This window comes from Tundrisphaera macrotermitis, from assembly GCF_051175315.1.
Lineage (GTDB): Bacteria > Planctomycetota > Planctomycetia > Isosphaerales > Isosphaeraceae > Tundrisphaera.
Map to the genome: position 1 here is coordinate 21,327 of NZ_CP195100.1, position 26,934 is coordinate 48,260.

General features: G+C 70.3%; 18 protein-coding genes. 9 read left to right on the forward strand and 9 right to left on the reverse strand.

The features are described from left to right. Positions 1 to 51 precede the first annotated feature (51 nt). Positions 52 to 606: a PEP-CTERM sorting domain-containing protein gene (locus tag TA3x_RS00100; protein WP_435018075.1), complete on the reverse strand. Its 555-nt coding sequence runs from the start codon at positions 604 to 606 to the stop codon at positions 52 to 54. Positions 607 to 868: 262 nt separating this feature from the next. Here TA3x_RS00100 and TA3x_RS00105 point away from each other — a divergent pair, with 262 nt between their 5' ends. Beyond that, entirely contained in the window at positions 869 to 1,657 is a 789-nt protein-coding gene (locus tag TA3x_RS00105; RefSeq protein WP_435018076.1) for a class I SAM-dependent methyltransferase, read from the forward strand. Positions 1,658 to 1,727: 70 nt separating this feature from the next. Here TA3x_RS00105 and TA3x_RS00110 read toward each other — a convergent pair whose 3' ends face one another. Further along, a complete protein-coding gene (locus TA3x_RS00110) occupies positions 1,728 to 2,624 on the reverse strand; it encodes an SDR family oxidoreductase (protein ID WP_435018077.1) in 897 nt (298 codons plus the stop codon). A 124-nt stretch (positions 2,625 to 2,748) separates the two neighbouring features. Between TA3x_RS00110 and TA3x_RS00115 the strand changes: the two genes are divergently transcribed. Next, positions 2,749 to 3,753, forward strand: a complete 1,005-nt coding sequence (locus tag TA3x_RS00115; RefSeq protein WP_435018078.1) for an AraC family transcriptional regulator — start codon at positions 2,749 to 2,751, stop codon at positions 3,751 to 3,753. Here the strand turns inward: TA3x_RS00115 and TA3x_RS00120 are convergent. Further along, positions 3,690 to 5,927 carry a sigma-70 family RNA polymerase sigma factor gene (locus TA3x_RS00120; protein WP_435018079.1) on the reverse strand — a complete coding sequence of 746 codons (2,238 nt, stop codon included), beginning with the start codon at positions 5,925 to 5,927 and terminating at the stop codon, positions 3,690 to 3,692. The genes TA3x_RS00115 and TA3x_RS00120 overlap by 64 nt on opposite strands. Positions 5,928 to 6,389: 462 nt before the next feature. Between TA3x_RS00120 and TA3x_RS00125 the strand changes: the two genes are divergently transcribed. After that, positions 6,390 to 8,093: a hypothetical protein gene (locus TA3x_RS00125; RefSeq protein ID WP_435018080.1), complete on the forward strand. Its 1,704-nt coding sequence runs from the start codon at positions 6,390 to 6,392 to the stop codon at positions 8,091 to 8,093. A 235-nt stretch (positions 8,094 to 8,328) separates the two neighbouring features. Here the strand turns inward: TA3x_RS00125 and TA3x_RS00130 are convergent, their stop codons facing one another. The 5 genes from TA3x_RS00130 to TA3x_RS00150 form a co-directional block, all read right to left on the reverse strand. Next, the gene (locus TA3x_RS00130; protein WP_435018081.1) at positions 8,329 to 9,111 is read right to left on the reverse strand and encodes a J domain-containing protein; all 783 of its coding nucleotides are present in this window, start codon (positions 9,109 to 9,111) and stop codon (positions 8,329 to 8,331) included. 134 nt (positions 9,112 to 9,245) lie between these two features. Further along, on the reverse strand, positions 9,246 to 10,886 hold the full coding sequence (locus TA3x_RS00135) for a polysaccharide biosynthesis protein (protein ID WP_435018082.1): 1,641 nt from the start codon (positions 10,884 to 10,886) through the stop codon (positions 9,246 to 9,248). Positions 10,887 to 10,960: 74 nt separating this feature from the next. After that, positions 10,961 to 11,686, reverse strand: coding sequence for a hypothetical protein (locus tag TA3x_RS00140; protein ID WP_435018083.1), 726 nt, complete (start codon positions 11,684 to 11,686; stop codon positions 10,961 to 10,963). A 136-nt stretch (positions 11,687 to 11,822) separates the two neighbouring features. Further along, positions 11,823 to 13,427 (reverse strand): hypothetical protein, encoded by a 1,605-nt coding sequence (locus TA3x_RS00145; RefSeq protein WP_435018084.1) that lies wholly within the window; start codon positions 13,425 to 13,427, stop codon positions 11,823 to 11,825. Next, positions 13,424 to 14,638, reverse strand: coding sequence for an alpha/beta hydrolase (locus tag TA3x_RS00150; protein ID WP_435018085.1), 1,215 nt, complete (start codon positions 14,636 to 14,638; stop codon positions 13,424 to 13,426). Before TA3x_RS00150 ends, TA3x_RS00145 begins: the two co-directional genes overlap by 4 nt. 231 nt (positions 14,639 to 14,869) lie before the next feature. Between TA3x_RS00150 and TA3x_RS00155 the strand changes: the two genes are divergently transcribed. After that, a complete protein-coding gene (locus TA3x_RS00155) occupies positions 14,870 to 16,732 on the forward strand; it encodes a M2 family metallopeptidase (RefSeq protein ID WP_435018086.1) in 1,863 nt (620 codons plus the stop codon). Between the two features lie 63 nt (positions 16,733 to 16,795). On the opposite strand, the gene TA3x_RS00160 is transcribed toward TA3x_RS00155, so the two are convergent. Further along, positions 16,796 to 18,595 carry a glycoside hydrolase family 15 protein gene (locus TA3x_RS00160; protein WP_435018087.1) on the reverse strand — a complete coding sequence of 600 codons (1,800 nt, stop codon included), beginning with the start codon at positions 18,593 to 18,595 and terminating at the stop codon, positions 16,796 to 16,798. A gap of 322 nt (positions 18,596 to 18,917) precedes the next feature. Between TA3x_RS00160 and TA3x_RS00165 the strand changes: the two genes are divergently transcribed. The 5 genes from TA3x_RS00165 (at position 18,918) to gyrB (ending at position 26,833) form a co-directional block, all read left to right on the forward strand. Next, positions 18,918 to 20,612 (forward strand): hypothetical protein, encoded by a 1,695-nt coding sequence (locus tag TA3x_RS00165; RefSeq protein ID WP_435018088.1) that lies wholly within the window; start codon positions 18,918 to 18,920, stop codon positions 20,610 to 20,612. A 182-nt stretch (positions 20,613 to 20,794) separates the two neighbouring features. After that, on the forward strand, positions 20,795 to 22,156 hold the full coding sequence (locus tag TA3x_RS00170) for a glucose-6-phosphate dehydrogenase (RefSeq protein WP_435018089.1): 1,362 nt from the start codon (positions 20,795 to 20,797) through the stop codon (positions 22,154 to 22,156). Between the two features lie 472 nt (positions 22,157 to 22,628). Then, on the forward strand, positions 22,629 to 23,753 hold the full coding sequence (gene dnaN, locus TA3x_RS00175; protein ID WP_435018090.1) for a DNA polymerase III subunit beta: 1,125 nt from the start codon (positions 22,629 to 22,631) through the stop codon (positions 23,751 to 23,753). A gap of 125 nt (positions 23,754 to 23,878) precedes the next feature. After that, positions 23,879 to 24,220: a DUF721 domain-containing protein gene (locus TA3x_RS00180; protein WP_435018091.1), complete on the forward strand. Its 342-nt coding sequence runs from the start codon at positions 23,879 to 23,881 to the stop codon at positions 24,218 to 24,220. 108 nt (positions 24,221 to 24,328) lie between these two features. After that, positions 24,329 to 26,833, forward strand: a complete 2,505-nt coding sequence (gyrB, locus tag TA3x_RS00185) for a DNA topoisomerase (ATP-hydrolyzing) subunit B (protein WP_435018092.1) — start codon at positions 24,329 to 24,331, stop codon at positions 26,831 to 26,833. The last annotated feature ends 101 nt before the right edge of the window (positions 26,834 to 26,934 follow it).

Consider the following 26,934-nt stretch of genomic DNA (forward strand, 5'->3'; position numbering starts at 1 on the left):
CCGGAGGGGGAACGGCCGGGGCGATGGCATCGGCAGCAATCCTGACCCGTCTCAGGCGACCCGGCGACGTCGGGCCCAGGCACCCAGGCCGGCGATCCCGGCGACTCCGCACATGGCCAGCGACGCGGGCTCGGGCACGGCGTTGGGGATGATCCTGGCCGAATAAGAGCCCGGGAAGAACAACTCCTGTTGCACCACATCATCCGGGGATGGGAAGCTGACGGAGCCCGAATTCGTGGTGAACGTCCCGACAACCACCGGGTTGATGATATTCGGGTTGTTCGAAAGGGCGAATCCGAAATTCGAGGTCAGACTCGACGTTTTCGGGTCGGAGGCCAGCCCGAGGAGGACGAATTCCTGGTTCCCGGAGAGGGATAGGAAGCTGGCGTAATCGACCGTAAACCCCAGCGGGGTTGCCGGACGGCCGGAGTAGATGGCATTGAGGCCCGTCAGGTTGATGACAGTGTCGTCATCTTGCTGGAGGTCGCCGGAGACGGTCCCGGATATGGACTGTCCATCCCGGAGATTATAGGAAAAGGCGACTGTGACGAAAGAGGCCTCCGCCCGCCCCGTCGACCAGGCGATCATGCCCAAAGTCGCAACCATCAAAGCGCATCGACTCATCAGAGTGCTCATCCCCTGCGTATTCCAACATCGTCCGCCCGGCACCGGCCGGACGGGCGTGACATTATCGACGATTCAAATGATGACACAAGAAGGATGATATGATTCCGCACGGCGTCCGAGAAACGCCCGATATCTGGCCTTGCTCGCGCCGGGGCCGGGGATTATCCTCGCCGATGCAAGGATCGCAACCGCCCGGACGGCCGCGCGCCGGATCGGGCCCTGATTCACGGAAGGACCCGGCATGCTCCAGAAGATCCACACCGCGCCCCCGTCCCGCGCCCGCTTGCTGCTCAAGTACCTGATGTGGCCCGGCACCAATTGGGTGAGCCGCGACAAGTCCAAGGTGGTCAAGCTGTTCCGCGCGGGCACGCCCGAGAAGCCGGTGCGGACCCTGGATTGCGGCTGCGGCAACGCCTTCTTCACCCACCAGGCGGCGCTCCGGGGCGGCACCTGCACCGGGATCACGATCCACGACTGGGAACGCGAGAAGTGCGAGGAGATGCGCGACTACCTCGGCATCTCCGAGGAGCGCATGAGCTTCGAGACCACCCGGCTCGACGCGATGGCCGCCGACCCCGCCTACCGGGGGCAGTTCGACCAGGTCCTCCTGCTCGACGTGATCGAGCACATCATGGACGCCAAGGCGACGTTCCGGCAGATCCACGACCTGCTGGACGAGGACGGGTTCGTCTACATCACCACCCCCGATCGCGACTGGCAGGCCAACGCCGACCGGATCCGCGTGACCCCGGTGGAAGACGGCTGGCACGTCCGCAACGGCTACAGCTTCGACCAGCTCGAACGGGTCCTGGAAGACTCCGGCTTCGAGCCGATCGACCGCCTCAAGTTCGGCACCCTGGGCTCGACCGTCGTCACCCGGATCCAGCACCGGCTGTTCGGCTCGAAGATCGACACCCTGACCGTCGCCCTGTTCCCGCTGCTCAAGCTGATCTCGGTCGCCCTGTCCCCCTGGCGCGACCCGCACACCATCTTCGTCCTGGCCCGTAAGAAGCGGGCCAACCTGGCCTGACCGGGAGGTGGACTCCCGCCCGGGCGATCTCGCCCGGGAGGAAGCCCGCCGCCCGCCCGGTTCGAGACGTTCACATCGTCGACCAGTCCGCGTGGTCGAGGTCCTCGATCATCCCGGCCGTCTGGGTGGGGCGCCACCCCAGCCGCTGCTGCGTCAGGGCGCTCGACGCCGGCATGTCCATGCCGGCGAACATCGCCATCCAGCCGAAGTGGCCGGCGACCTCCTCGGGGGACAGCGAGGCGACCGGGAGCTTCAGGCCCCGCCCCAGGGCTTCCGCGATCGCCCGGGCCGTCACGCCCTCCTCGGCGACCGCGTGATACCGGGCCCCGGGCGTGCCCTTCTCAAGGGCCAGCCGATAGACGGGCGCGGCGTCGAGCAGGTGGACCGCGGGCCAGCGGTTGAGACCATCGCCGACGTAGGCCGAGACGCCCTTCTCGCGGGCGGCGGCGACCAGGAAGGTCACGAGCCCCTGCTTCCTCGTGTCATGCACCTGGGGTAGGCGCACCGCCGACGCGCGAACGCCACGCGCGGCGATCGCATCCAGCGCGACCTCCGAGGCCGTCCGGGGGTTCGGGTGATGGAGATCGAAGCGGTCTTCGGTCGCGGGTTCGCCCGGCCCGCCGCTCCCCATCCCGGTCCCCGAGGTGACGACCAGGGGCTTGTCGGTGCCCGCGAGCGCGTCGCCGAGCGCCTCGATGGCGCGGCGGTCCACCTCGCAGACTTCCTGGAACCGCGAGAAATCGTGGATGAAACCGCAGTGGATCACGCCATCCGAGGCGGCGGCCCCGCTGCGCAGGCTGTCCAGGTCCTCAAGATCGCCCCGGTGGACCTCGGCCCCGGCGGCGGCGAGGTCGGCGGCGTTCCGGTCGGAGCGGGCCAGCCCGAGAACCGTGTGCCCCGCCTTGATCAGATCCTGGACGACGGCGGAGCCGACGAAGCCGCTGGCCCCGGTCACGAAAACATGCATCGGCAGACCTCCCTGAGTTCGACCCGGCCGAAAGCTCGGCCTCGCGACTACCAGGGTAGGATGGGCCCTTGATACGATCTATGCTCCTCAGTCCAATCTTTCTTCGCGATCGTACGAGGTGCCGATGGACCCCCTCTCCGGCGTGCTGTCGCTGCTGAAGCCCCAGAACACGATGTGCGGCGGCTTCGACGTGGGCGGGGACTGGTCGCTGCAGTTCCCCAGGCATGACGGGATCAAGTGCTACGCGATCGCGTCCGGGCGGTGCTGGCTCGCCGTCGAGGGCGATCCCGAGGCGATCCAGCTGAAGGCGGGGCAATGCTTCCTGCTCCCGCGGGGGCTGCCGTTCCGGCTGGCGAGCGACCTCGCCCTGCCCCCCGTCGACTACCGATTGATGCATAAGAGGCCATCGAACGGCGGCTTCGCCGTCTGGAATGGCGGCGGGGACGTGTCGGGCGTCGGCGGCTACTTCGGCCTGCCCGGCAAGCACGCCGGCCTCCTGCTGGAGATGCTGCCGCCGATCGTCCACATCAAGAGAGAGTCGGACAAACGGGCGTTGCGCTGGTCCATGGAACGGATGATGGCGGAGCTTCGCGAGCCGCAGCCGGGCGGCTTCCTGGTCCTGCAGCACCTCGCCCACATGATGCTGGTCCAGGCCCTGCGGGCCCACCTGGAGGAAGGCCCCGGCGGGGGCGTCGGGTGGCTGTTCGCCCTGGCCGACCGGAAGGTTGGGCCGGCCATCAACGCCATGCACGACGACCCCGCCCGCCCGTGGACCTTGCAGGAACTGGCGGATCTGGTCGGGATGTCGCGATCGAGCTTCGCCGCGAAGTTCCGGGAGGCGGTCGGCTCGACGCCCATCGACTACCTGATCCGCTGGCGGATGCTCCTGGCCGGGGATCGGCTGAAGCACTCCGACGAGCCCATCTCGGCCATCGCCGCGTCGCTCGGCTACGAATCCGAGAGCGCCTTCAGCACCGCTTTCAAGCGGGTCATGGGCTGCTCGCCCCGGCAATACAGCCGCGACCGGGAAGTGGAATTGGTCGCCGCCTCGCCGGGGCCCGGCCCTCATCCCGACGAGGGCCGGGCGGCCCCCCCGGGCGACATGGATCGCCTCCTCGCCGGAGCCTGACTCGTCGGGTCGAGCAGGACGCGGTCGCCGGGCCGAAGCCCTTGCTTGACCTCGACGGCCTGCGGGTTGGCCCAGCCGAGGGACACCTCGCGCATCTCGACGGCTCCGGCGGGGGTCTTCACCGCCACCCAGTCCTTGTTGCCGATGCGGACCACCGCGCCGAGCGGCACGGCCAGCACATCATCGACTTCGAAGATCGGGATGCCGACCAGGGCCGTCATCCCGGGCCGCAGGTGGGGGACGGCCTTCGCAAGCTGGATGATGGTCGTGTACACCTTCCGGCCGGAGGCGCGGGGATCCGGGTCGGGCCTCGGGGCGACGGACTGGACGACGCCGTCCCATACCTGGTTCAGCATCGCGTCGATCTTGACCCGGACCGCCTGGCCCGGCCGGACCCGATCGACCAGAGACTCGTGGACCTTGGTGTTGACCTGCATTGGCGCATCCTGGTCGACCAGCCGGAAGAGGACCTGACGCTCGCGGACCGTCGCCCCCTCCTCGTACGCCGGCCCGTCGTCCTGGATGAGCACACCGTCGCCGGGCGCGCTGATCCTGCAAAGATTGATCTGGCGTTCGATCTTGCCGGCCCGGGTCAGTTCCAGGGCACACGCGGATGCCCTGGCCAGTTCCTCGCCCCGCGCCTTCATGACGTCGGCCCGGAGTCGGTTCGTCGTCCTGGGGATGCTGTACTTTTCCAGCAACATCAGCCGGCCTTCGATCGATTTGACGTCGAACTCCTGCGACCGGAGGGCAAGCTCGGCCTCGTCGAGGCGGTCGCCGAGGGCGAGGTCGGCCGCGATGTCGGCGGGCGTTTCGGGGCCGGCCCGGCGGGCGCCGGCCTCGTCGAATCGCTTGCGGGCGAGCCCGATCCGCGCCAGGCGTTCCCGGCCCTTCTCGACGCCGGCCCGGGCGAGGGCGACCTTCCCCCGCAAATCCTGGAGTTCCCGCGGCCCGATCCCATCGACATATTCGACAAGGGCAAGTTCGGCGGCCTCGCGGGTCGGCTTCGCCCGATTGAGCGCCGCCTCGGCCGAGGCGACGGCGATCCTCTGCGTCGTCAGCGCGTCGCGAAGTCGGGCCGAGTCGAATTCGGCGACCATCTCGCCTTTCTTGACCCGGGTCCCCTCGGGCCTGATGCCGATGAGGGTCGCCCCCCCTTCCACCTCGCAGATCAGATCGGACTTCCTGGACGCCTCCACGGCCCCCCGCTCGAGGATGACGTGCTCGAGCTTGCCCGGCCGGACCTCGACGACCGATGGGTCGTCGGCCGGGCGGGCCGGGCCCTCCTCGGCGGGCGGCGGCGGGCCGGCGGGCCGGTCGCCGCGGTCCTGGGCCAGCAGCCCCGCGCCCGAGGCGACGCCCAGGGCCAGGAGGGCCGGGGCCAGCTTCCCCCATCGAAGGATCGTCATGGAACGGATCACCTCCCGGGCAAGGGCCGCGGCCGTGCCCGGGGCGATCGCCCGGGACGCGACGAACCGGACCGCGGCGGCGGTCGTGCTCCCGACCAGGGCGGTCGGGAGCATGGGCAGCAGCTCGGGGCGGAGGGCCGGCAGGGCCAGCCCCGGGGCGATCCCGCGCCGGGCGAGCCGGTCGCGGAGCCGGTCGCGGGCCCGGGCCTGGCGGCTCTTGACCGTGCCGACCGGCCAGCCCAGGGACCGGGCCGCCTGCTCGTGGGTCCGCCCTTCCAGGTCGCAGAGCACCACCGGGGCCCGGTAGCGTTCCGGGAGCCGGTCGATCTCCTCGTGGAGCACCCGGGCCGAGTCGTCGGCCGGCTCCGGCCGGCGGGCCTCGTCCGCGATCGCGACCCGGAGGTTGAGCCTCCGACGCCGGGCGACGTTGGACCGCAGGCGCGACGCGGTCCGGTGGGCCGCCTGGTGGAGCCAGGGGCCGAGCGAGTCGCGGACCCAGAGGCCCCGGGCCCGGGCGATCAGGACCAGGAACGTCGCCTGGAAGGCGTCCTGCGCCTCGTGGGGATCATCGAGGATCCCCCGGGCGACCCGCAGGACCATCGGCCCGTGCCGCTCGACCAGGGCCGCGAAGGCCTGCTCGGCCGCCTCGCCCCGGCCGGCCGCGAACCGCTCCAGGAGTTGCCCGTCGGACAGCTCTCGGGCCGCCCCCAGGTCCAAGGCCATCCGGAGATGGCGGCCGACGGCCCCGTCCCTGCCGGTCGTCACGGGTCACCCCCTCGCCCTGCCCGACCCCACGCCCCCCCGGCGGAGGGCCCTGGTGTAATGTCACAGGTCGGGCCGGCGGTTCCCACTTTCTTCCCCGATCATCGGGGGCGGCCTCTTCCCCGCCGGCCGGGAACCCATTTCCATCCGTACACATTTCCCGGCCAAGGACTTGCACCCGGATTTCCGATCGGTGGCCGAATCAAGGCAATGGAATCGTCGAGAGGGGAATCATGCGAATCCGCATGAATCCGCGGCATCATCAGGCACGGCAGCAGCAGGGCAAGCCATCCCGAGGTCAGGAAGTGTCCTCCCGGTCGAATTGTCCACTCGGGGTCGTCCTGTTAATCGAGGGCGATCGCTCGCGGTTTGAATGATGTGGCCGCAGCGAGGGTACGTCATCCCGAAGAATGCCGGCCGAGTGCGACCCCGGAGAGAACGATGGTGGCTATTCCGCGAACCCCGATGCTCCTCTTCATCGCCGTCGCCTTGCTTGCGGAGATCGCCCACGCCGTGGACGGCGAAGCTCCGCCCGCCGACGGCAAAGAACTTGAGGTCGCTCACGGCCTGTTGCTCCAGGCGAAGCGGATTCTCGATGCCAAATATCGGGCGAATCCGATGGGTGGCTCCCGCTACACGGATGGCGTCGCCGCGGCGCTGGCCGAGGTCGGGGATCGCGACGCGGCCGAAGCGACCTTCAGCCACCTGCCGCTGGGGGACCGTTTCGGCAACGTCCGCCTGAGAACCCTCGCCGTCGGCTATGCTCGTGGCGGAAACCTGGAGCGGGCCCGACAGACCATCAATCGCATCCGTGATGCCGAGCCGGGCTACGCGAATCAGAGGTTGCTTGCCTGGCGTGAGGCGGGGCGGGCCCTGGCAAAGTTGGGGCGCACGCGAGAGGCGGCCGAGGCATTTGCCGAGGCCGTCCGCAGCATCGCAGGTCGTGATGATCGCCCCTGGTCGGAAGCGGCGCCCCTCTCCGAAATCGCCGAGGCACAGCACGCGATCGGCCGAGCCGATGAGTCTTCCGCGACGTTCGAGATGGCGGTCTCGCTCGCCCTCGCCGACCCCGACGAGTCGCTGCTCCGGATCAGCCTGTCGAATATCGCCGCAGCTCAGGCCAGGGCGGGTTACTTGCCGCAAGCTCTCGCGACCGTCGATCGGATCGGCGATCCGGAGCACCGGTGGTGGGCCTGGTATGGCATCGTCGAAGCCGAGGCCAACTCGGGCCGCCTGGACGAAGCGTACCGGATTGCCGAGCGGGTGGAGGGCAAAGCCGTCCCCAAGACGTGGATGGCACTCGCCGATGCCCAGGCAAAACGGGGCCATCGGCCCGAAGCCGGGCGGGCGTTGGAGAAGGCCGAAGCCGCGGTGAGGCCGATCGCCGAGATCGGCTATCGCATCCAGATGGTGCTCCTGCTGGCCGAGTCGCGTGCGTCGCTGGGCGACCGGAGTGCCGCCGAGGCCTGGCTCCGGCAGGCCACCGAGATCGCCGAAGGGGCGGTCGTCGTCGAAGGCGGGCCGTTCGCCCTCCTCCGTCGGATCGAACAGGCGCCAGGCGCCGTCCATCGCGAATTCAACCTCTGCGCGATCGCGATGACCCAGGCGAAACTGGGCTTCACGGACGCCGCGGGGGGTACTTTCGATCGGGCGAAGGTCGCCGCGGAGGGCCAACGAGCCGGCTTGTGGAGGGACTCCGCATTCAGGTCGCTCGCGGAAGTGCAGGCCAAATCGGGTTTCCCGGACGATGCAATTCGGACCCTGGCGGCGATACCGACGACCGAACGGGGCTGGTTGGCCTATGCGCCGATTGCCGCGGCGAAGGCCCGGGCCGGCGATCTCGAAGGGGCGGAGCGAGTGGCGGGCCTCCACGCCGGTGACGCGACGTCAACGCGGTTCTACATCGCCCAGGCGCTGCTGGAAGCCGGCGATCCCAAGAACGCCTTGCGGGTCGGCCTGAGGGCCGCGAGTTTGGTGGAGGAGGTCCTTCATGACGCCGCCCGTAGGCTTTCCGAATCCGGCGATGTGGCCCGTGTCACGGACGCCGTCGCCCAAGCTTACGAAGAAGACCGCGTGGCACTGCTCCTGGGTGCGGCCGAGGGGCTTTTCGAGCGGAGCGGCCGGCGGGCGAAGGGCGCGGCGGCCGCGGCGTCGGCCCCCTCGAAATAAGGCCATTCGGGGCCGGGTCCAACCTGAGCCCGGATCAAGGCCGACTGATGAAGTCTGAGACCGGAGGGCTCCGGCGGATCTCAGCCCGAGGTATCCCGTCGCTTCCGCCGGTCTGACAGGTCCCTCGCCAGCCCGGCGCGTCGGCCTTTCGCTAGATCGGCCGACGACATCCGGGGGCAATCCGCGAACCGCAACCCCCTCGACGGCATCACCTCGGGCGGGGGATGAGGGATCGTCAGCCCCATTGGCGGGGGATGGCCATCTCGCGGACCTGCTTCTCGACGGTGAGTCCGTGGGGGATCAGGGCCTCGCGGAACGCCTCCAGGGCCTCCGACGCCATCACGGCGGTGGCGAAGGTGAGCCAGCCGGAGAACCGGACGTCGGTGGCCTCGACCCTCTTGGTGAGCGCGTGCTTGCGGACCCCCCGGATCTTGAACGCATCGGACAGGGCCTTGATGATCTTCGGGGCCTCGGGGATCTCCGCGACGCGGTCGTCGGCCTCGTCCAAAGGCCAGGTGACGTGCAGGTTGCAGCTGAGGTTGCGGTCCTCGGGGTTGCGCGCGAACAGGTCGAACGTGCTGTCCAGCTCGAACCGGAGGATCAGCAGCTCGGCGGCGACGATCCGGGCGAGCTGGCCGGGCGCCGCCCCGGCGTGCGACCTCTGGGCGCCGCCCCAACCGGACAGGTTGCCGGTCGGGGAGGCGTGCCCGGCATGGGGCGGGGGCGTTGCGGAGGGGCCGGGCCGGAAGTTGCTGGCCCAGCTCGTCTTCTTGGACGGCGGCTCCGGCGCGCGGGGCGCCTCGGCGGGCCGGACGTCGGCGCCGGCCCGGCCGACCACGCGCGCGGTGGACAGGACCTCGTAGGCCCGCGCGATCACGCGGAACGCCCACTCGTCGCCGCCGAGGTCGGGGTGATACTTCTTGCTCTTCTTGTGGTAGGCGTCGCGGATCTCCTGGAGCGTGGCATCGGCGGACACCCCGAGCACGACGAAGGGATCGAACTGGAACGTATGCATCATCGGAGGCGACGCCTCGTCTCGGCCGGTGTCTGGAAGATCGCACCCATGCGGGGCCGGGCATTCCGCCCTCTCCCCCCTACTGTACGTCACGACTCAAGGCTTCGGGCATCGCCGGGGCGGGAACGGGGCCGGCCTCACGAGCCGAGCGGCACCGCCGACGGCCTCGGGGCCCGGCGCCCGCAGAGCTTGCGGCACAGGGCGGCGTAGTCGGCCCGGCCGGCGGCCGTCGCCCCGTAGCCGATCGCATAGGCCAGGCAGCCCACCGACAAATTGGCCAGCAAAGGCAGGGCCCGCGCCAGCCGACCGATCCCGGCGGGGTCGGGCGGCCAGGCCGAGCGGAAGGCCCATGTCGCCACCACCAGGGCCAGGGCCCCGGCCAGGGGCGGGCCCAGCGTCCTCCGGAAGAACATCGCCGGGCGGATCTCCAGGACCCGGCCCACATACAGGCCCGGCACCAGCAGGTTGGAGAACAGGGTCGTCAGCACCGTGCCCCAGATCACCCCGACCACGCCCATCCGGCGGGTCAGGACGTAGCTCAACGGCAGGTTCACCAGGGCCCCGGCCAGGGCCGAGAGCGCCACGACCTTGATCTTCCCCATCCCGATGGCCATCTGCACCAGCACCGAGAGCATCAGCGGCAGGGTCGCCACCAGGAACAGCTGCATCATCCCGGCATCCTTGGCGAACTCGACGCCCACCCAAAGGGTCAGGAACGGGGCGGCGTAGAGGCCGGCCAGCAGCGAGATCGGCAGGAGCATGGCGATCAGCAGCCGGGTGCCGTCGTACTTGATCCGGTCCAGGCTCTCGCGGTCCTTGGCCACCGCCAGGCTCACCACGGCGGGCATCACCAGGTAGGCCAGGGTCCAGCCCATCTGGCGGATCTGCATGAACGGCTTGCTGACGTTCTGGTAGACCGTCAGCATCGGCCCGGCCTGCTTGGCGTCGGGCAGGGCGAAGCCCAGGATCGTGGTGTCGACCTTGTCGGCCAGGACCACGCTCAGCTGCATGAGGGCCATGTACAGGCTGATGTGCAGCATCGGGGCGAAGTCGGACCAGCTGGTGCGGCGGAACCGGGGGACGATGCCGAGCTCCACCACCATGACCCAGGCGGCCGGCCCGAACGACAGCCCGATCTGGGCGGCGACCTGCGCCGCCACGATCCAGATGAACGGGACCCGGAACCAGATGCCCGCCCCCAGGATCGCGAACCGGAGCACCACCACCACCAGTTCCAGGCGGGGGATGAACTCGTACCGCCGCGCCGCCTGCAGCACGCTGCCCACCACCGTGGACGCCCCGAAGAACGGCGCCGTCAGGATCTGGATCCAGAGCACCTGGATGACCAGGGTATCCCCCCGGAACTTGGTATAGGGCAGGACCACGTAGGCGATCGCCAGGAGGCACGCCATCTGGATCGCGGCCAGCCAGGCGTAGAACTTCATCCCGCAGGCGAGGGCGCGGTCGAAGCCCTCGCGGTCGCCCCGCGTCCAGGTGTCCACGACCTGCTTCTGGAGCGCCGAGCCCATGCCGAATTCGAGCAGGAACTGGATGAAGCCGAAGTTCCAGGCATAAAAATAGGCGCCGTTGGCCGCGGTACCGATGTACGCCTGGGTCAGCGGGACCTGCCAGAGGGCGATCACCATCTGGATCGGCGTCTTGAGCGCGAGCCAGAACGTCCCGCGCATGAGGCGGCCGAGGACGGGGATCTGGTTCGAATCGGGGGGGGAGTTGGGGGCGAGCGACACGGAATCCTTCCTCGGCGGGTGCGTCGTCATGGCGTGGGCGTCCTCGCCCGATCGTCGCACTATAGCCCAACGCCCGGAAGCTGGGTAGGCCGACCGCCCGGCGGTCAGCGGGCCCGGCCGATCGCCATCGGGATGTCGCAATGCCCCTCCGGGGCCGCCTCCCAGGCCATGCGGGCGGGGGCTGGAGGGGACGGCAACGGCCTCGCGGGGGCGGGGATCGGGGCCGGGGACGCCTGGAAAAACGAAGCCAATTGGCCGGTCGGCTCCGACGCCTCCTCGACCGCCCTCGCCACGGCCGCCGCGATCGCCGCCTCCTCGACGGCGGCCGTGTCGGCCTCGGCCCGCATCCGCCGCAACTCCCTGAGGGCGGCGTGGAAGCCGCGTTCCGAGGCCGCCTCGTACTTCCGCGCCAGGATCGCCCCCGGCGAGTCGTCGAACAGCGCCCGGTTGGCCGCGTCGGCCCGAAGCGCCCGGGCATTGCCGGCGTAGCGGTCCGACGACGCCATGAAGGCATCGGTCGCCTCGCGGACCCGGCCGGACAGCGCGGCGGTCTCCTGCACCACGGCCCTCTCCATGCGGACGGCGTGCACCGCCATCCGCCGCACCAGGACGGCGCCGGCCTCGCCCGCCGGCTTCAATTCGGCGCGGAAGGCCTCGGTGAGCCGGTCGACTTCGGCGGCGTCTTCCCTGGGCAGGACGATCCCGGCGCCGGTCATCCCGTGCTTGAGCGAGTTGGCCCGCGAGCGGGATTTGCCGTCCTCGCTGGTCGGCCCCGTGCTCTTCAGGCTGTTCCGGCGGTTGGCCTCGATCTGCGCGGGGGTGGCGGGCATCGGCGTCGTCCTCGGTGATCGTCGCTTCGGCGGGGTGGGGTCTCCACCCGATAGTATCACCTCCGGAGGACCGGCTTAATCATACATTATCCAGGATCGGCAATTTTCATCCCGAAAAGGGGACGGACGTCCCATTTCAATCAGACCGGCCGGCGCGGGGCCGGGGGATGGGGCGGAAGACGCGGATGGTCGGCCGGCCCGCGATCTCCTCGACGGGCTCGTAATCCAGGCGGCCCAGCCAGGCCGGGCTACCGCGTTCGTCGGCGGGGATGGCGATCACCGCCTCCTCGCGGGGGACGTCGCGGTTGGCCGGATTCGGGGAGGAGCTTGCGCGATAGGTGGCGCCCCAGAATTTCCGCGTCGAGCCCCGGTCCCGGAGCACGACGTTGGCGTGGAAGACCACCGGCCAGACCGTCCAGTAGGTCCCGGCCAGGTGGGTACACCCGGCGTCGAGCAGGTCGGCCGTCATCGCCCCGTAGCGCCGGTCGAAGTCGGCGCGGACCCGGGCCGGGGATGGCCGGCCATCGCGGGCGGCCGAGGCCAGGACCAGCAGCGCCGGCGCGGCGAAAACCGCCCATCGACGCAGCCGAGCATCGCCCGGCCATGCCCGGAGCGGGGCGGCCGCCACCAGCCAGCAGGCGGCCTGGATCTGGATCGTCGCCACCATCGTGTAGCGATAGTCGTACCCGTTGCCCGCGACCCACGACCGGGTCCCGATCAGCAGCCAGGAGGCGACCGCCGAGATCAGCAGGGCCGCGGCCCCCCGGATCACGCCCGGCGACCGCCGCCGGACCTCCGCCGATCCCGCCCATGCCGCCAGGCCGAACATCCCGGCGCCGCCGAAGGCCAGGGGCCAGGTCCCGGGCCGCTGCGCGATCGCCATCTGACCGGCCAGCCGCCACCACGCTTCCGGCCATCGCCGGGGGGGCAGGGCTTCGGCGTTGGTCGGGGACGTGACCGTGACCAGCCCCATCATCGCCGCCCCGGCCGCGTAGCCGACCGCCAGCAGCACCAGGGCCACGGCCGTCTCCGACCCCCTCATCCATCGGACCCCCGCGCCGATCGCGTGGCCGACGTCCAGTTCGCCGAGCCTTCCCCGTTCCCACCGCGCCCGGATCCGACGGGCCAGGGCGAGCGTCGGCCCGGGATCGGCCAGCAGGCCCAGGGCCCCCCGGGCCGCGACCAGCGGGGCCAGGTAGACCGCCGTGGCGCAGTTGACCCAGTGGGCCAGGAGCATCAGGGCCAGGCCCCCCGCCCGGGGGAGCGTCCCCCGCCCCGGCTCGGCCAGGATCAGCCCGAGCAGGGCCAGCGAGAGGCCGACCCCGTAGGGCTGGTCGATCAGGTACTCGAACCGGAACAGTTCCGGGGCCAGGAGGACGAACGCCGAGGCCGCCAGGGCGGCCGCCATCGGGTAGGACGCATCCCGCGCCACGAACCGGGCCAGGAGGAAGAACGCGGCCAGCCCCCCCGCGACCGTCATGCAACCCTGGGCCAGCAGGTTCGCCATCGGGTCGCGGATCGGCAGGGCGAGCAGGGGGACGAGCATCCCGAACCGGTCCTGCTCCCAGTAGAACGGGGTCCAGCGTTGCAGGCTCGCCAGCACCGGGATGAGCGAGTCGGCGTGATGGCCCCGATGGATCGGCCCCAGGCCGATCCAGGCCGAGGCCGCCAGGCAGGCGACCATCCCGGGCCAGGCCGGCGGGATGGCCGCCGGCCGCCCGGGGTCGGGGCCCTTGCTCACCTGGGCTGGGCTTTGGGCATCGCCGGGGCCGGGGCCGGGGCCGGAGCGGGCGGCGGCGGGATCGGGATGAGCGGGCCGGCGGCCTTCCTGGCGGCGGCGTCGGCGCGGTTGGGGTTGGGGATGGTCCGGACCTCGCTGTAGGTGACCGGCGTGAGCAGGTAGCGGCCCTCCCACTCGTCGTTCTTGCCCTTGACGGTCCCCTCCAGAAACTTGGCGATCGCGGCGGGGAGGCCGGGCTCCAGCCGGAGCAGCTTGTAGCCGTGGAGCGCCGAGGGGAACGACTCGACCTTGTTGGCGCGGACCCGCTTGACCACGTTGGCGACCGAGGCGACCATGCCCGCCGAGGCGGCGTCGCGCTCGCCGTAGAGGATGTCCATCGGCACCCGCGCGGCCATCCGCGAGATCGGCGAGGCGGCGGGGAGGCCCTGGGCCTGGGCGTCGACCATCGGCGAGACCAGCACCAGGGCGCCCAGGTCGCTGGTCCGGCCCTCGCTGGAGACCCCGCCGCCGTTGGCGGCCCAGGCGGCGGCGAGGTTGGCCCCCTCGCCCACGGCGACCACGCCGAGCTTGGCCAGGTTCAGCTCGCCCCGGTTGTGGCGGTCGACCAGGCAGGCATAGGCCGCGTTGAGGTCGTCGATCGCCGACGGCCAGTCGATCCGGGCCTGGGCCTTGCGGGGGTTGTCGCCGTGGCCCCGGAGGTCGATGGCCAGCACCGCATAACCCTGCTTCTGGAGGTCCTCGGCCAGCGTCAGGCCCTTCAGCTCGACGATCGTCTCCTCGAAGTCCTTGCTGGAGCGGTCGCGCTCGTGGATCAGCAGCACGGCCGGGGCCGTGTTGGTGAGCGGCGACGGGTAGTAGGCCGCGGCCAGCGGCTCGTTGTCGGCGACGGCGAGCTTGAACCGATAGCGGAACGTCCCCAGGGCCGCGGGCTGGCCCGCCGCGTTGGGGTTGTTGGCATCGGCCGCGGGGCCTGCCAGGGGGTCGCCGGCCTTGCGGGCCGCCTTGAGCCGGTTGCCGCCGGGGACCCGGAGGCCCCCCTTCTTCGCCGTCCGCCCCTTGGGGTTGGCGGCGGGCGGGGCCGCCCTGGCGTTCGGGAGCGGCTGCGGCGGGGCCGCGGGCGGGTCCTGGGCCACCACGGCCCCCACCACCAGCGCGGCCATGACGACCGAGGCCGCCCCCGCCCGGAACCTGCGCTCTCGACGGCCTCGCATCGCTGCCTCCCCTCGGGGTTGATCCGGCCCCGATCGCGATCGGACGGCCCGGCTTTCTCCATCCATCGTAGCCCGCGCCAGCCCCCCGCCACAAGCGCCGAGGCCCGCCCGGGCGGCCGTCGGTCGCCGGGCTTTCGCGCTTCCATTATGATGCCCGGAACGACGGCCGGGGCGAAATCCGCGCCGGCCCGCTTCGGATCGCCGTCCCCCTCGCCCCACGGAGACCGCCCGATGCCCGAACCGAGCCCGATCCCCGCCGTCCTTCGCCGCGACTTCCTCCGGCGGGGCCTGGCCGCCGCGACCGCCGGCCCGCTGGCCCTGGAGGCCGTCGCGTGGGGGCAGGAGCCGCCGCGCGGGGCGACGCCGGGCGCCTCGGCCTTCCTCGCCGTGTTCGTCCGGGACTGGCTCCTGCTGGCGACGGCCGCCGCCGAGGCCGCCTGGATCGCATCGACCGACGTGTCCGAGGCCCACACCGCCGACCAGATCGCCAGGCAGCAGGCGGTCAACGAGTTCGTGGGGAGGCAGGGCAACATGCAGCGCCTCCGCATCTACCTCGCGAACCAAGCCGACCTCGACGAGTCGACTCGCCGCCAACTCGACAAGCTCCGGCTCAAGGCGGCCGAGGCGCCGGGGACGATCCCGGAAGTCGTCAAGGCACGCACGGAAGCGGAAGCGAAGCAATCTGCGACGCAGGACGGGTTCACCTATACGCTCCGGCGTCCAGGAACTCCCGAAAGCCATCCGTCCGCCAACGATCTCGACCGGATGCTGGTCGAGTCGCGCGACCTGGATGAGCGTCTGGCGGTGTGGGAAACGTCCAAGACGATCGGCGGGCCGCTCCGCCCCGGGTTGCTGAAGCTCCGCGACCTCCGCAACCTGGTCGCCCGGCAGTTCGGCTTCCAATCCTTCTTCGAACTCCAGGTGGCCGACTACGGGCTGACCGTCGACCGGATGATCGCCCTGTGCGACGACGTGGTGGCCCAGACCCGGCCGCTCTACCAGCAGTTGCACGCCTGGTCCAAGCACGCCCTGGCGAAAAGGTACGGCGTGGAGGCCCCCGACGGGCCGATCCCGGCGCACTGGCTGACCAATCGCTGGGGGCAGAACTGGCCCGGGCTGGTGGAAGGGGTCGACGCCGACGGGCCGTTCCGGGGCAAGACCGCCGAGTTCATCACGAAGCAGGCGGAGGCGTTCTACGTCTCGCTCGGCTTCCCGGCCCTGCCGAAGTCGTTCTATGAGAAGTCCGACCTCTACCCGGCCGACCCCGCATCCGGCCGCAAGAAGAACTCGCACGCCAGCGCCTGGCACATCGACCTCGACGAGGACGTGCGGAGCCTGATGAGCATCGAGCCCGACATGCGCTGGTTCACCACGGCGCACCACGAGCTGGGCCACATCTACTATTACCTCAGCTACTCGACCCCCCAGGTCCCCCACCTGCTCCGCGAGGGGGCCAACCGCGCGTTCCACGAGGCGATCGGCGAACTCGTCGGCCTGGCGGCCAGCCAACGGCCCTACCTCAAGTCGATCGGCCTGCTGTCCGACGCGGCGGCCCAGGCCGACCCGGTGACGTGGCTCCTGGAGTCGGCCCTGGACAAGGCGTCGATCGTCTTCCTGCCGTTCGCCGCCGGGGTGATGACCCACTTCGAGCGCGACTTCTACGCCGGGGCGATCCCCGACGACAGGCTCAACGCCGCCTGGTGGGACCTGGCCCTGCGGTTCCAGGGGATCGCCCCGCCCGGACCCCGGCCCGAAGACTCCCTGTGCGACGCGGCCACCAAGACCCACATCAACGACGACCCGGCGCAGTACTACGACTACGCCCTGGCCACCGTGTTCAAGTTCCAGTTGCACGACCACATCGCCCGCAAGATCCTCAAGCAAGACCCGCGCGACTGCAACTACTTCGGCAACCGCGAGGTCGGCGACTTCCTGCGTGGAATCCTCGCCCTGGGGGCCACCCGCGACTGGAACCAGGTGCTCCGCGAGGCGACCGGCGAGGGGATCTCCGCCCGGCCGATGATGGAGTACTTCGCCCCACTGCTCTCCTGGCTCCAGGAGCAGAACCGGGGCCGCAAGATCGGATGGGAGTGACGAAAAACGTCCCCGGCGTCCAGTCGGAATCTATCCGCCCTGGACGCCGGAAGGCTTGCCGTATCAGGCCCTGGCGCGCTCGAACTTCTCGCGGCGGGGGCCTTCGAGGTTCCAGGCGGTGTTGATCAGGCCGAGGTGGGAGAACGCCTGGGGGAAGTTGCCGAGCTGGCGGCGGGCCTTGGGGTCGTACTCCTCGGCGAGCAGGCCGACGTCGTTGCGGATCGCCAGCAGGGCCTCGAAGACCCGGCGGGCGTCGTCGGCCCGGCCCATCAGGGCGTAGTTGTCGGCCAGCCAGTAGCTGCACAGGAGGAAGGCCCCCTCCCCCTTGGGGAGGCCGTCCACGCCGCTCTCGGTGCGGTAGCGGTCCACGAAGGCGCCCTGCTTGGTCAGGGTCTGCTCGATGGCCTCGATGGTGCCGGCCAGGCGCGGGTCGTCCGGGGGCAGGAAGCCGACCTCCAGCATCACCAGGACGCCGGCGTCCAGCTCCTTGGAGCCGTAGGACTGGACGAAGGCGTTGAGTTCGGGGTCGAAGCCCTTCTCGCAGATCTCCGCATGGATCGTCTCGCGGAGCGCCCGCCAGCGGTCCACCGGCCCTTTCAGGCCGAAGCGCTCGACGTCCTTGATGGCCCGGTCGAAGGCCACCCAGGCCATGAGCTTGGAGTGGACGAAGTGTTGGGTTTCTCCCCGGACTTCCCAGATCCCCTCGTCGGGCTCCTGCCAGACCCGTTCCAGGCGGGCCATCAATTCGCGCTCGATCCGCCAATCGTCGTCCTCGGAGTCCAGGCCGAGGTGGCGGGCCAGGTGGAGGCAGTCCATGACCTCGCCGAAGACGTCGAGCTGGAACTGGTCGTAGGCGCCGTTGCCGATCCGGACCGGGGTCGAATCCTCGTAGCCGGGCAGCCAGGGGAGTTCCATCTCGGGCAGGCGGCGTTCGCCGGCCACCCCGTACATGATGTGGAGTTCATCCCCCTTGCCGGCCACCGACCGCACCAGCCATCGGCGCCAGGCGCGGGCCTCCTCGGTGTATCCGCTCTGGAGCAGCGCGGTGAGGGTGAAGGTGGCGTCGCGGAGCCAGCAATAGCGGTAGTCCCAGTTGCGTCCGCCGCCGATGTGCTCGGGCAACGAGGTGGTGGGGGCGGCCACGATCCCGCCGGTCGGGGCGTAGGTCAGGGCCTTGAGCGTGATCAGCGACCGCACCACGGCGTCGCGGTATTCGCCCCGGTAGGTGCAGCGGCCCGACCATTCCCGCCACCACGCCTCGGTCGCCTCCAGCGCGGCTCGCGGGTCGGTCTCGGCCCCCGGGGGCAGGTGCGACGGATACCAGCAGAGGACGAAGTCGACCCGGTCGCCGGCCTTGACCTCGAAGCTGGCCGACGCCGCCCACCCGTCCAGGGTTTGCGGGACGTCGGTGCGGAGGTGGAGCGTGTCCGGCCCCGCGATGGCCACCACCCCGCCGTGGTCGAGCCGGGTCCAGGGCGTGGCGCTGCCGTAGTCGAACCGGGGGGCGAAGTCGGACCGCATCCGGACCGTGCCGCGCACGCCGACCACGACCCGGATCAGGTTGGGGGCCCCGTCGCGGATCGGCATGAAGTCGACCAGCGTCGCCTCCCCCTCGCCGGTGACGAAGGTGGTCTCCAGGATCAGGGTATCGCCCCGGTAGGAGCGCCGGACCTCGCGGACCTCGGCCTCGGGGGCCACCCTCCACCGCCCATGCTCGGGGGTGCCCAGGAGTGCCGCGAAGCAGGCCGGGGAGTCGAATCGGGGGAAGCAGAGCCAGTCGAGCGAGCCGTCGCGGCCGACCAGGGCCGCGGTCTCGCAGTCGCCGATCAGGGCGTAGTCCTCGATGAGGGGAGGGTTCGTCACATATCACCATGTCGGTTTGCGTTATGGAAGCCGGCCCGAGGCCGCGCTTGACGATTCGCATGGTCGCAAAATCGAGGCCGCACGCCGGTTCGGGCCGGCCTCCCCGAGATGAATCGGGGTCCCCGGGGGGCCCGGGTCGCCGCGTTCCTCCCGCCTCTGGGCCCCGGTGGCGGCCGTGTGGCACGGCCGCCACCGGGGCCGCTCCGGGTGTTGTACGCCGGCTGTGGCGTTGATAGGATGATCCGACATTCCTCCGGCCTGGGATGACCTTGCGATGGTCCCCGGCCGCAGCATCGTAAGACGCGAACGCGGAGCGCCGTCCATGACGAGAGCGGGTATTGCGGCGGGCGATTCGGCGGTGGGATCGGCCCGGCCCCACGACGCCCCGCCCGCCCACCGGCCCTTCTCCGCGCCGACGGCCATCGCCCTGGTGCTGATCATCGCCCTGGGGATCGCCCTGCGGGTGAGGATCAACCTCGATTACGACGGCCTGGCCCACGACGACGCCCTGCTGAGCTCCAACGTGGTCCGCTTCGACGAGTGGCGGCTGCTCAAACCGCTCGAACTCGCCCAGGCGGCGCCGATCGGCCACCTCCTGCTGATGAAGGAAGCGTCCCGCATCTGGGGGACCGGGGAGCGGATCCTCCGCCTCCCGTCGCTGGTCGCGTCGATCCTGGCGCTGGCGCTGAGCCCCTGGCTGTTCTCGCGGATCACGCGGCCCGCGGGCACCATCGCCGCCACGGCCCTGCTGGCGTCCTCGCTGTTGACGATCATGTACGCGGGGACCGTCAAGCAGTACTCGGGGGACGTGCTCGCCGCGGTCGCCCTGCTGGCCGCCGGGCTCGGCGTGCTGAGGTCGCCGGGGGGGGCCTGGCGATTCGCCTGGATGGGGGCGGTGGGGATCGTCGCGATCTTCTTCTCGCAGTCGTCCGTGTTCCTCCTGGGCGGGATCGGCCTGACGCTGATCGCCTCGGCGCTCCTGGACCGGAAGTTCGGCGAGGCCGCCGGCTGGGTCGGCGTCTCGGCGGCCTGGCTGGCGGTGTTCCTGGCCCTCTACCTGCTGATCTACAAGGCCTACGCGGCGGACGAGTACTTCGCCTCGTGGTGGAAGGCGAACTTCGCCCCGTTCCCGCCCCGGTCGATCTCCCATCTCAAGTGGTACTCCGACACCTTCTTCGCGATGTTCTGGGATTGCCTGGGCGTGAAGTTCGCCGGCCTGGCCGGCGTCCTGTTCCTGGCCGGCGTGGCCCACCTGTATCGGCAGGGGCGCGGGCGGGAGCTGTCCATGCTCCTGCTGCCGGTCCTGCTGACGCTGGCCGCCTCCGCGCTGCGGAAGTACCCCTTCGGCGACCGGCTCATCCTGTTCATGGGCCCGATCCTGGCGGGGCTGATCGGGGCCGGCCTGGCCAGCCTGCTCGACATCCCGGGCCGGGCGGCCCGGACGTTCCTGGTGCTGGCCGCGATGGTCCTGTTCTTCCACCCCGCCTACCTGTCCATGAAGCAGCTCACCGGCGGGTTCCCGGTCAGCCACGACATCAAGCCGGCGCTGGCCTACGTGTCCGACCACGTCCAGCCGGGGGATGAGATCTTCCTGGAATTCGACGCCACGGAGTTGACGGACTATTACCGCGACGTGATCAACTTCAAGGACACGCGACGCCTCCAGTTCATCCACGGCCAGTTCGCGGGCGGCGGGGCGGGCCTGGAGCAGGAACTCGCCTTCCACGAGAAGATCCTCGACCGCCTCCGGGGCAAGAAGCGGGTCTGGTTCATCTTCGCCATGAATCACACGATCATGGAGCCCAAGTACGCCCTGCTGCTCAACCGCATCGGGATGCAGATCGACGCGTTCCATTCGGAGGGGTCGTCCGCCCTGCTGTATGACCTGAGCCGGGGCAAGGCGCCCGAGGCCGCGGAAGGGCCCGAGGAGGCCACGAAGCCGCCCGAAGCCGCGAAGCCGCCCGAGGCCGCGGAGGAGCCGGAGCAGGCCCCGAAGCCGCCAGCCCCCCCGGCCTGACGGCCCGGGCCGCGCGATCGCCCCGCCGCGATCCCGGCCCCGTTCCCCGCATCGATCGGGCCGCCGCCCGCCTCCCCGCCCGGACTCTGGCGCACCGTCTGCACCAGGGGTTCCCCGGACCCGGATGGGCGCCGGCTCGGGCGCCCACGCGCCCCGACCGACATCGATGCTGGAGACGCAAGATGGCCTCGCGATTGATCATCCTCGGTGCGACCGGCGACCTGGCCGGACGCTACCTCTTCCCGGCCCTGGCGGACCTCGAACATCAGGGGGTCCCCCAGCTCCGGGACACCGCCATCGTCGGCGTCGGGCAGGAGGACTGGGACACCGAGGCGTTCCGCCGCCACGTCGCCGACCGGCTCGACAAGCACGGGTCCAAGCTCCCCGAGGAGGCCCGGCGGTCGCTGGTGGCCGGGCTCGAGTATCACCAGGCCGAGGTCACCGACCCGAAGAGCCTGGGCCCGGTGATCGAGGGGGGGGACGGCCCGGTCGTCCTGTACCTGGCCCTGCCCCCGGGCCTGCTCGCCGACGTGTTCCGAGGGCTCGCCCAGATCAAGCTCCCCGAGGGGAGCCGGGTCATCGTCGAGAAGCCGTTCGGCACCGACCTGGCCTCGGCCAAGGCGTTGAACGAGTTGATCCTTCCCAGTTTCCCCGAACACTGCGTCTTCCGGATCGACCACTTCCTGGGCAAGCAGACGATCCAGAATGTGCTAGGGCTCCGGTTCGCCAACCGGATCTTCGAGAACCTGTGGAATCGCGACAACATCGAGCGGGTGGAGATCACCTGGGAGGAGTGCGTGGCCCTGGAAGGCCGCGCCGGCTATTACGACCGCTCCGGGGCCTTGCGGGACATGGTGCAGAACCACCTGCTCCAGCTCCTCTGCCTGGTGGCGATGGAGCCCCCCCTGTCGTTCAACCAGCGCGATTTCCGCGATCGCAAGGTCGAGGTGCTCCGAGCGGTCCAGAAGTTCGGGCCCGACGACGTGGCCCGGCACACGACCCGGGGCCGATACACGGCCGGCGAGATCGACGGCCGCGCCATCCCCAACTACGTGGATGAGGAGGGGGTCGACCCCGCCCGCGACACCGAGACGTTCGTCCAGGCCACGCTGTTCATCGACAACTGGCGATGGTCGGGCGTGCCGTTCGTCCTCCGCTCCGGCAAGGCGTTCGCCGAGAAGCGGGACGAGATCGTGATCCACTTCAAGCCGGTGCCCCACCTCCCGTTCCAGAAGGGGGAGACCGCCCCCAACGTCCTCCGCCTGACCATGGCCCCCGACCAGGTCGGGCTGGGCATCAACGTCAACGGGCCCGGCGACCCCTTCGACCTGGAGCGGGTCGACCTGAACACCACCCTGGCCCCCCAGGAGTCGTCGGCCTACGCCCGGCTGATCCTGGATATCCTCTCGGGAGACCCGATCCTCACCATCCGGGGGGACGAGGCGGAGGAGTCCTGGCGGATCGTCGAGCCGATCCTCGCCGCCTGGAAGGACGGCAAGGTCCCGATGAGCGACTACCCGGCCGGCTCGCGCGGCCCGGCCTGATGCGCCCGGTCGTCACGATGGGGTGACGCACCCGGGCCGATCCCGGGCCCGGGATCATCCCCGAAATCACGCCCGGGCCGATGCCGGAACGACCGGCACGACCCGGGCGTCCGCACGCCCATTCCATCCACAACGGGCGGGGGAAAACCTGTCAGCAACCCGTGGCGCGCCGGGTGACGGGCCGACGCGCCACGGCGCCGATCCGGCGGTGGCATCGGACCCATGCGCATGAGTGCCGGCGCCCCCCGGCGCGCGCAACCGGGTTGTCGACCGGTTTTCCCCCGGGCCGGAACCCGCGTTGTCGCCGATTAAGTTCTTTGGTAACATGCGATTCGATGCGGTGCGCCCCGACTTATCCACCGGATGACGCCGCGCCTTCGAAGATGAAGATGGTGGGTTGACCTCTCTTTAGACATCCAAGAGGGACGCGGATCGGTCCCAGGATCGACCGGGCCCCGATGCGGGGGATTGCATGAAGGCGCTGTGCAAGCGAAAGGAATTGCTCGCCGCGTTCGGGATGGTGAGCGGGGTCGTCCCGTCGCGGAGCCCCAAGCCGATCCTCCAGAACGTCAAGCTCGTCGCCGACCCCGACGCCGGCGCGATCTTGATGGCGACCGACCTGGAAGTCGGTATTCGTCACCGCGTCCTGGGCGTCAACGCGTATGAGCCCGGCTCGGTCATCCTGCCGACGAACAAGATGCAGGAGATCCTGAGCAAGTCGTCGGACGCCGAACTCCACATCGAGACCGACGGCGAGAAGCTCCACATCCGCGGGACGTACGCCAAATACCAGCTCCAGAGCGAAGACCCGAGCTTATACCCCGAGGTCCCGGACTTCGGGGCGACCAGCTACCACGTCGTCGCTGCGTCCGACCTGCGTCGGCTCATCCGCCGGACCATGTTCGCCACCGACGCCGAGAGCACCCGCTACGCCCTGGGCGGCGTCCTGATCGAGCTGAAGGACGACGCGATCACGATGGTCGGCACCGACGGCCGCCGCCTGGCCAAGATGGAGGCCGTCGCCGAGGCCGAGAACGGCGCGACGCCGCCGACCGGCAGCCCGGTGATCCCGATCAAGGCCCTCAAGCTGATCGACCGCAACCTGGACGACGAGGATCTGTCCGTCCACATCGCCATCCAGTCCGGCTCGGCGGTCCTGATCCGCACGTCGGACCAGGGGGCGATCATCTACAGCCGCCTGGTCGAGGGGCGGTTCCCGCGCTATCAGGACGTGTTCCCGACCGATGTCGAGGTCCGGATCCCGCTGGACGTCGCCCTGCTCCGCCAGGCGGTCGAGCAGGCGTCGATCCTCACCAGCGACGAGAGCCGGGGGGTCGACTTCCGGTTCGCCGGGGATACACTGACCCTGACCAGCCAGGCCGCCGACCTGGGCAGCTCGCAGGTCACCATGCCGATCCATTACGAGGGCAAGGAGGTCGACATCACCTTCGACCCCCGCTACCTGACCGACGCCCTGAAGACCGTGGCCGACGACGCGATGATCACCGCCGAGCTGATCGACCACAAGAACGCCGCCGTCTTCAAGACCGAGGACCGCTATACCTACGTCGTCATGCCGCTCACCCGCGACCGCTGAGCGACCCGGCGGGCGTCGCCGCCCGCGGGGGATTCGGGCGAGTCCCCGCCGCATGGGTTGCGGCGGGGGGAGAGGTGGCGTATCATGGAAGTACGTTCATGCCGCCGAGAAGGGTAGGCGTCGTCATGCCGTCCAGCCCGAAGCGTAGGGAGCCGAAGGCGCTCTCGGACATCCTGGGCAACCTGTTCGCCGCGCGGGGCTATGGCCGCCTGATGGGGGCCGGGGAGCTGGAAGCGGCCTGGAATGCCGCGGTCGGGGAGCCGGCCAGCCGCCAGACCAAGGTGGGGGCGGTGCGGCGGGGCATCCTGAACGTGACCGTGGCCCACCCGATCCTGATCGATGAACTGTCGTCGTACCGCAAGCCCGAAATCCTGGCCGCATTGCGTCGCGAGGCGCCCGGCACCCCGATCCACGACATCCGGTTCCGCGTCGGCCCGATCGAGCCGCCCGCCCGCGGCCCGGGCTGAGGGGACCTCCCCGCCGGGCCCGCGAGGCAGGAGCCCGGCCCGCACGAGGGTCGCGCCCGCCCGCCATGACGAGCCTCGCCTTTCCCGAACGATCGAGGTGATTCCGCGATGGCCCTGACCAATTCCGAGCAGGCGACGGCCGAGATCCAGGATCGCGAACCCGGGACGATCCAGGGCGACGGGGCCGCGCTGGGCCCGGGCTACACCGAGGCCAACATCCGCGTGCTGGAAGGGATCGAGGCGATCCGCAAAAGGCCCGGGATGTACATCGGCGACACCACCACCCGGGGCCTGCACCACCTCGTCTACGAGGTCGTGGACAACTCGATCGACGAGGCGATGGCCGGCCATTGCTCGACGATCACGGTGACGGTCCACGCCGACGGGTCGGCGTCGGTGATCGACGACGGGCGGGGCATCCCCACCGGCCCGCACCACCAGTTCAAGGACAAGAGCACCCTGGAGATCGTCCTGACCAAGCCCCACGCGGGCGGCAAGTTCGACCACGACACCTACAAGGTGTCGGGCGGGCTGCACGGGGTCGGGATCACGGTGGTCAACGCCCTGTCGGAATGGCTGGAGGCCGAGGTCCACCGCGACGGCAAGGTCTGGAAGCAGGACTACAAGCAGGGCGAGGCCTGCGGCCCCCTGCGCGAGGTGGGGCCGGCCAAGACCACCGGCACCAAGATCCAGTTCCTGCCCGACATCGCCATCTTCCCGATGATCGAGTTCGACTACGACATCCTGGAGAAGCGGCTCCGCGAGCTGGCCTTCCTGAACCGCGGGGTGCGGATCATCCTGGTCGACGAGCGGGGCGATGAGCCGAGGCGCGACGAATTCTTCTCGTCGGGCGGCCTGACCGAATTCGTCGCCTACCTCAACCGGGCGCAGAGCGTGATCCACGCGCCGGTGTTGCTTTCCGGGAAAGACGAGGAGAGGGCGGTTGAAGTCGAGGTCGCGTTGCAGTACAACGATTCGATCAGCGAGACCCTGGTCTCCTACTGCAACAACATCAACACGGTCGAAGGCGGGACCCACCTGACCGGCTTCCGCACCGCCCTGACCCGGACCCTGAACCTCTACGCCAAGCAGTCCGCCCCGGCGAAGAACAAGGACCTGGAGATCAAGGGGGAGGACTTCAAGGAAGGGATGACGGCGATCGTCTCCGTCCGCGTCCCCGACCCCGAGTTCCAGGGCCAGACCAAGACCAAGCTGGGCAACGGCGAGGTCGAGGGGATCGTCTCCAAGGTCGTCAACGACAAGCTGGCCGAGTTCCTGGAGCAGAACCCCCAGGCGGCCAAGAAGGTGATCGCCAAGGCCCAGCTGGCGGCCGAGGCCCGCGAGGCGGCCCGCAAGGCCCGCGACCTGGTCCGCAACCGCAAGGGCGTCCTGTCCGGCGGCGGCCTGCCCGGCAAGCTGATGGACTGCACCACCCACGACCAGGATTCCAGCGAATTGTTCCTGGTCGAGGGCGACTCGGCAGGCGGGACCGCCGAGGGGGGCCGCGACCGGCTCTACCAGGCGATCCTCCCGCTCCGCGGCAAGATCCTCAACGTCGAGCGGGCCCGGCTCGACCGCGTCCTGGGCAACGACGAGGTCCGCAACATCATCACGGCGGTCGGCAACGGGATCGGCGACGAGGAAGACCCGGGCAAGCGGCGCTACGGCAAGGTCGTCATGATGAGCGACGCCGACGTCGACGGGTCGCACATCCGGACCCTCCTGATGACGTTCTTCTATCGACAGATGCCCAAGCTGGTGGCCGAGGGGCACCTCTACGTGGCCCAGCCGCCGCTCTACATGCTCACCCAGAAGAAGACCCGGCGCTACGTGCAGACCGAGCCCGAGATGCAGGGGATCCTCAACGAGGTCGGACTCCAGGACGCCCGCCTGGTCCCGGCCGGGCCCGCCGAGGCCGACCCGTCCGCGTCGATCGAGGGGGACCGGCTCAAGGCCCTGCTGGAGATCGTCACCGGGCTGGACAACGCCCTCCGGGCGTTCGGGCGGAGGAATTTGCCGCTCCGCCCCTTCCTGGCCCTGGCGCACCCGGAGACCGGCCTCCTGCCGCTCTACCACGTCCAGGCGGCCCCCGGCGGCGGCGTCGACGCCTGGCCCCACACCGCCGAGGAGTTGGAATCGGTCCAGAAGTCCCTGCCCGAGCCGGGCGAGGACGGCGCGGGGGCGCACGTCACCGAACTGCACGAGGTCCGCACGCTCAACAAGTTCCTGGCCCGGCTCCGCGACGAGTTCGGGATGAAGGCCGACTCCCTGGTGGCCATCGAGGTGACCGGCGACGACCCGCCCGCCCGATTCATCCTCCATCGCGACGGCGAGGAACACGCTTTGCTGGACCTCCGGTCCCTGGTGGCCACGATCCGGCACCTGGGCGAGAAGGGGATGAAGATCACCCGATTCAAGGGGCTGGGCGAGATGGACGCCGACCAGCTCTGGGAGACCACGATGGACCCGTCGCGGAGGACCCTGCTGAAGGTCCACCTCGACGACGTCGCCGCCGCCAATGACCTGTTCACGACCCTGATGGGAGACGACGTCGAGCCCCGCCGCGAGTTCATCGAGAAGCATGCCCTGGAAGTGAAGAATCTCGACGTCTGACCCCTCCCGGACGGCCGACGATTCGCCGAGATCCGGGCCGGGCCGCGGGCCGTGGCCCGGCGGGTCGGGCCCCGCACGGGCCGAGGCCTGCGAGGTCGATT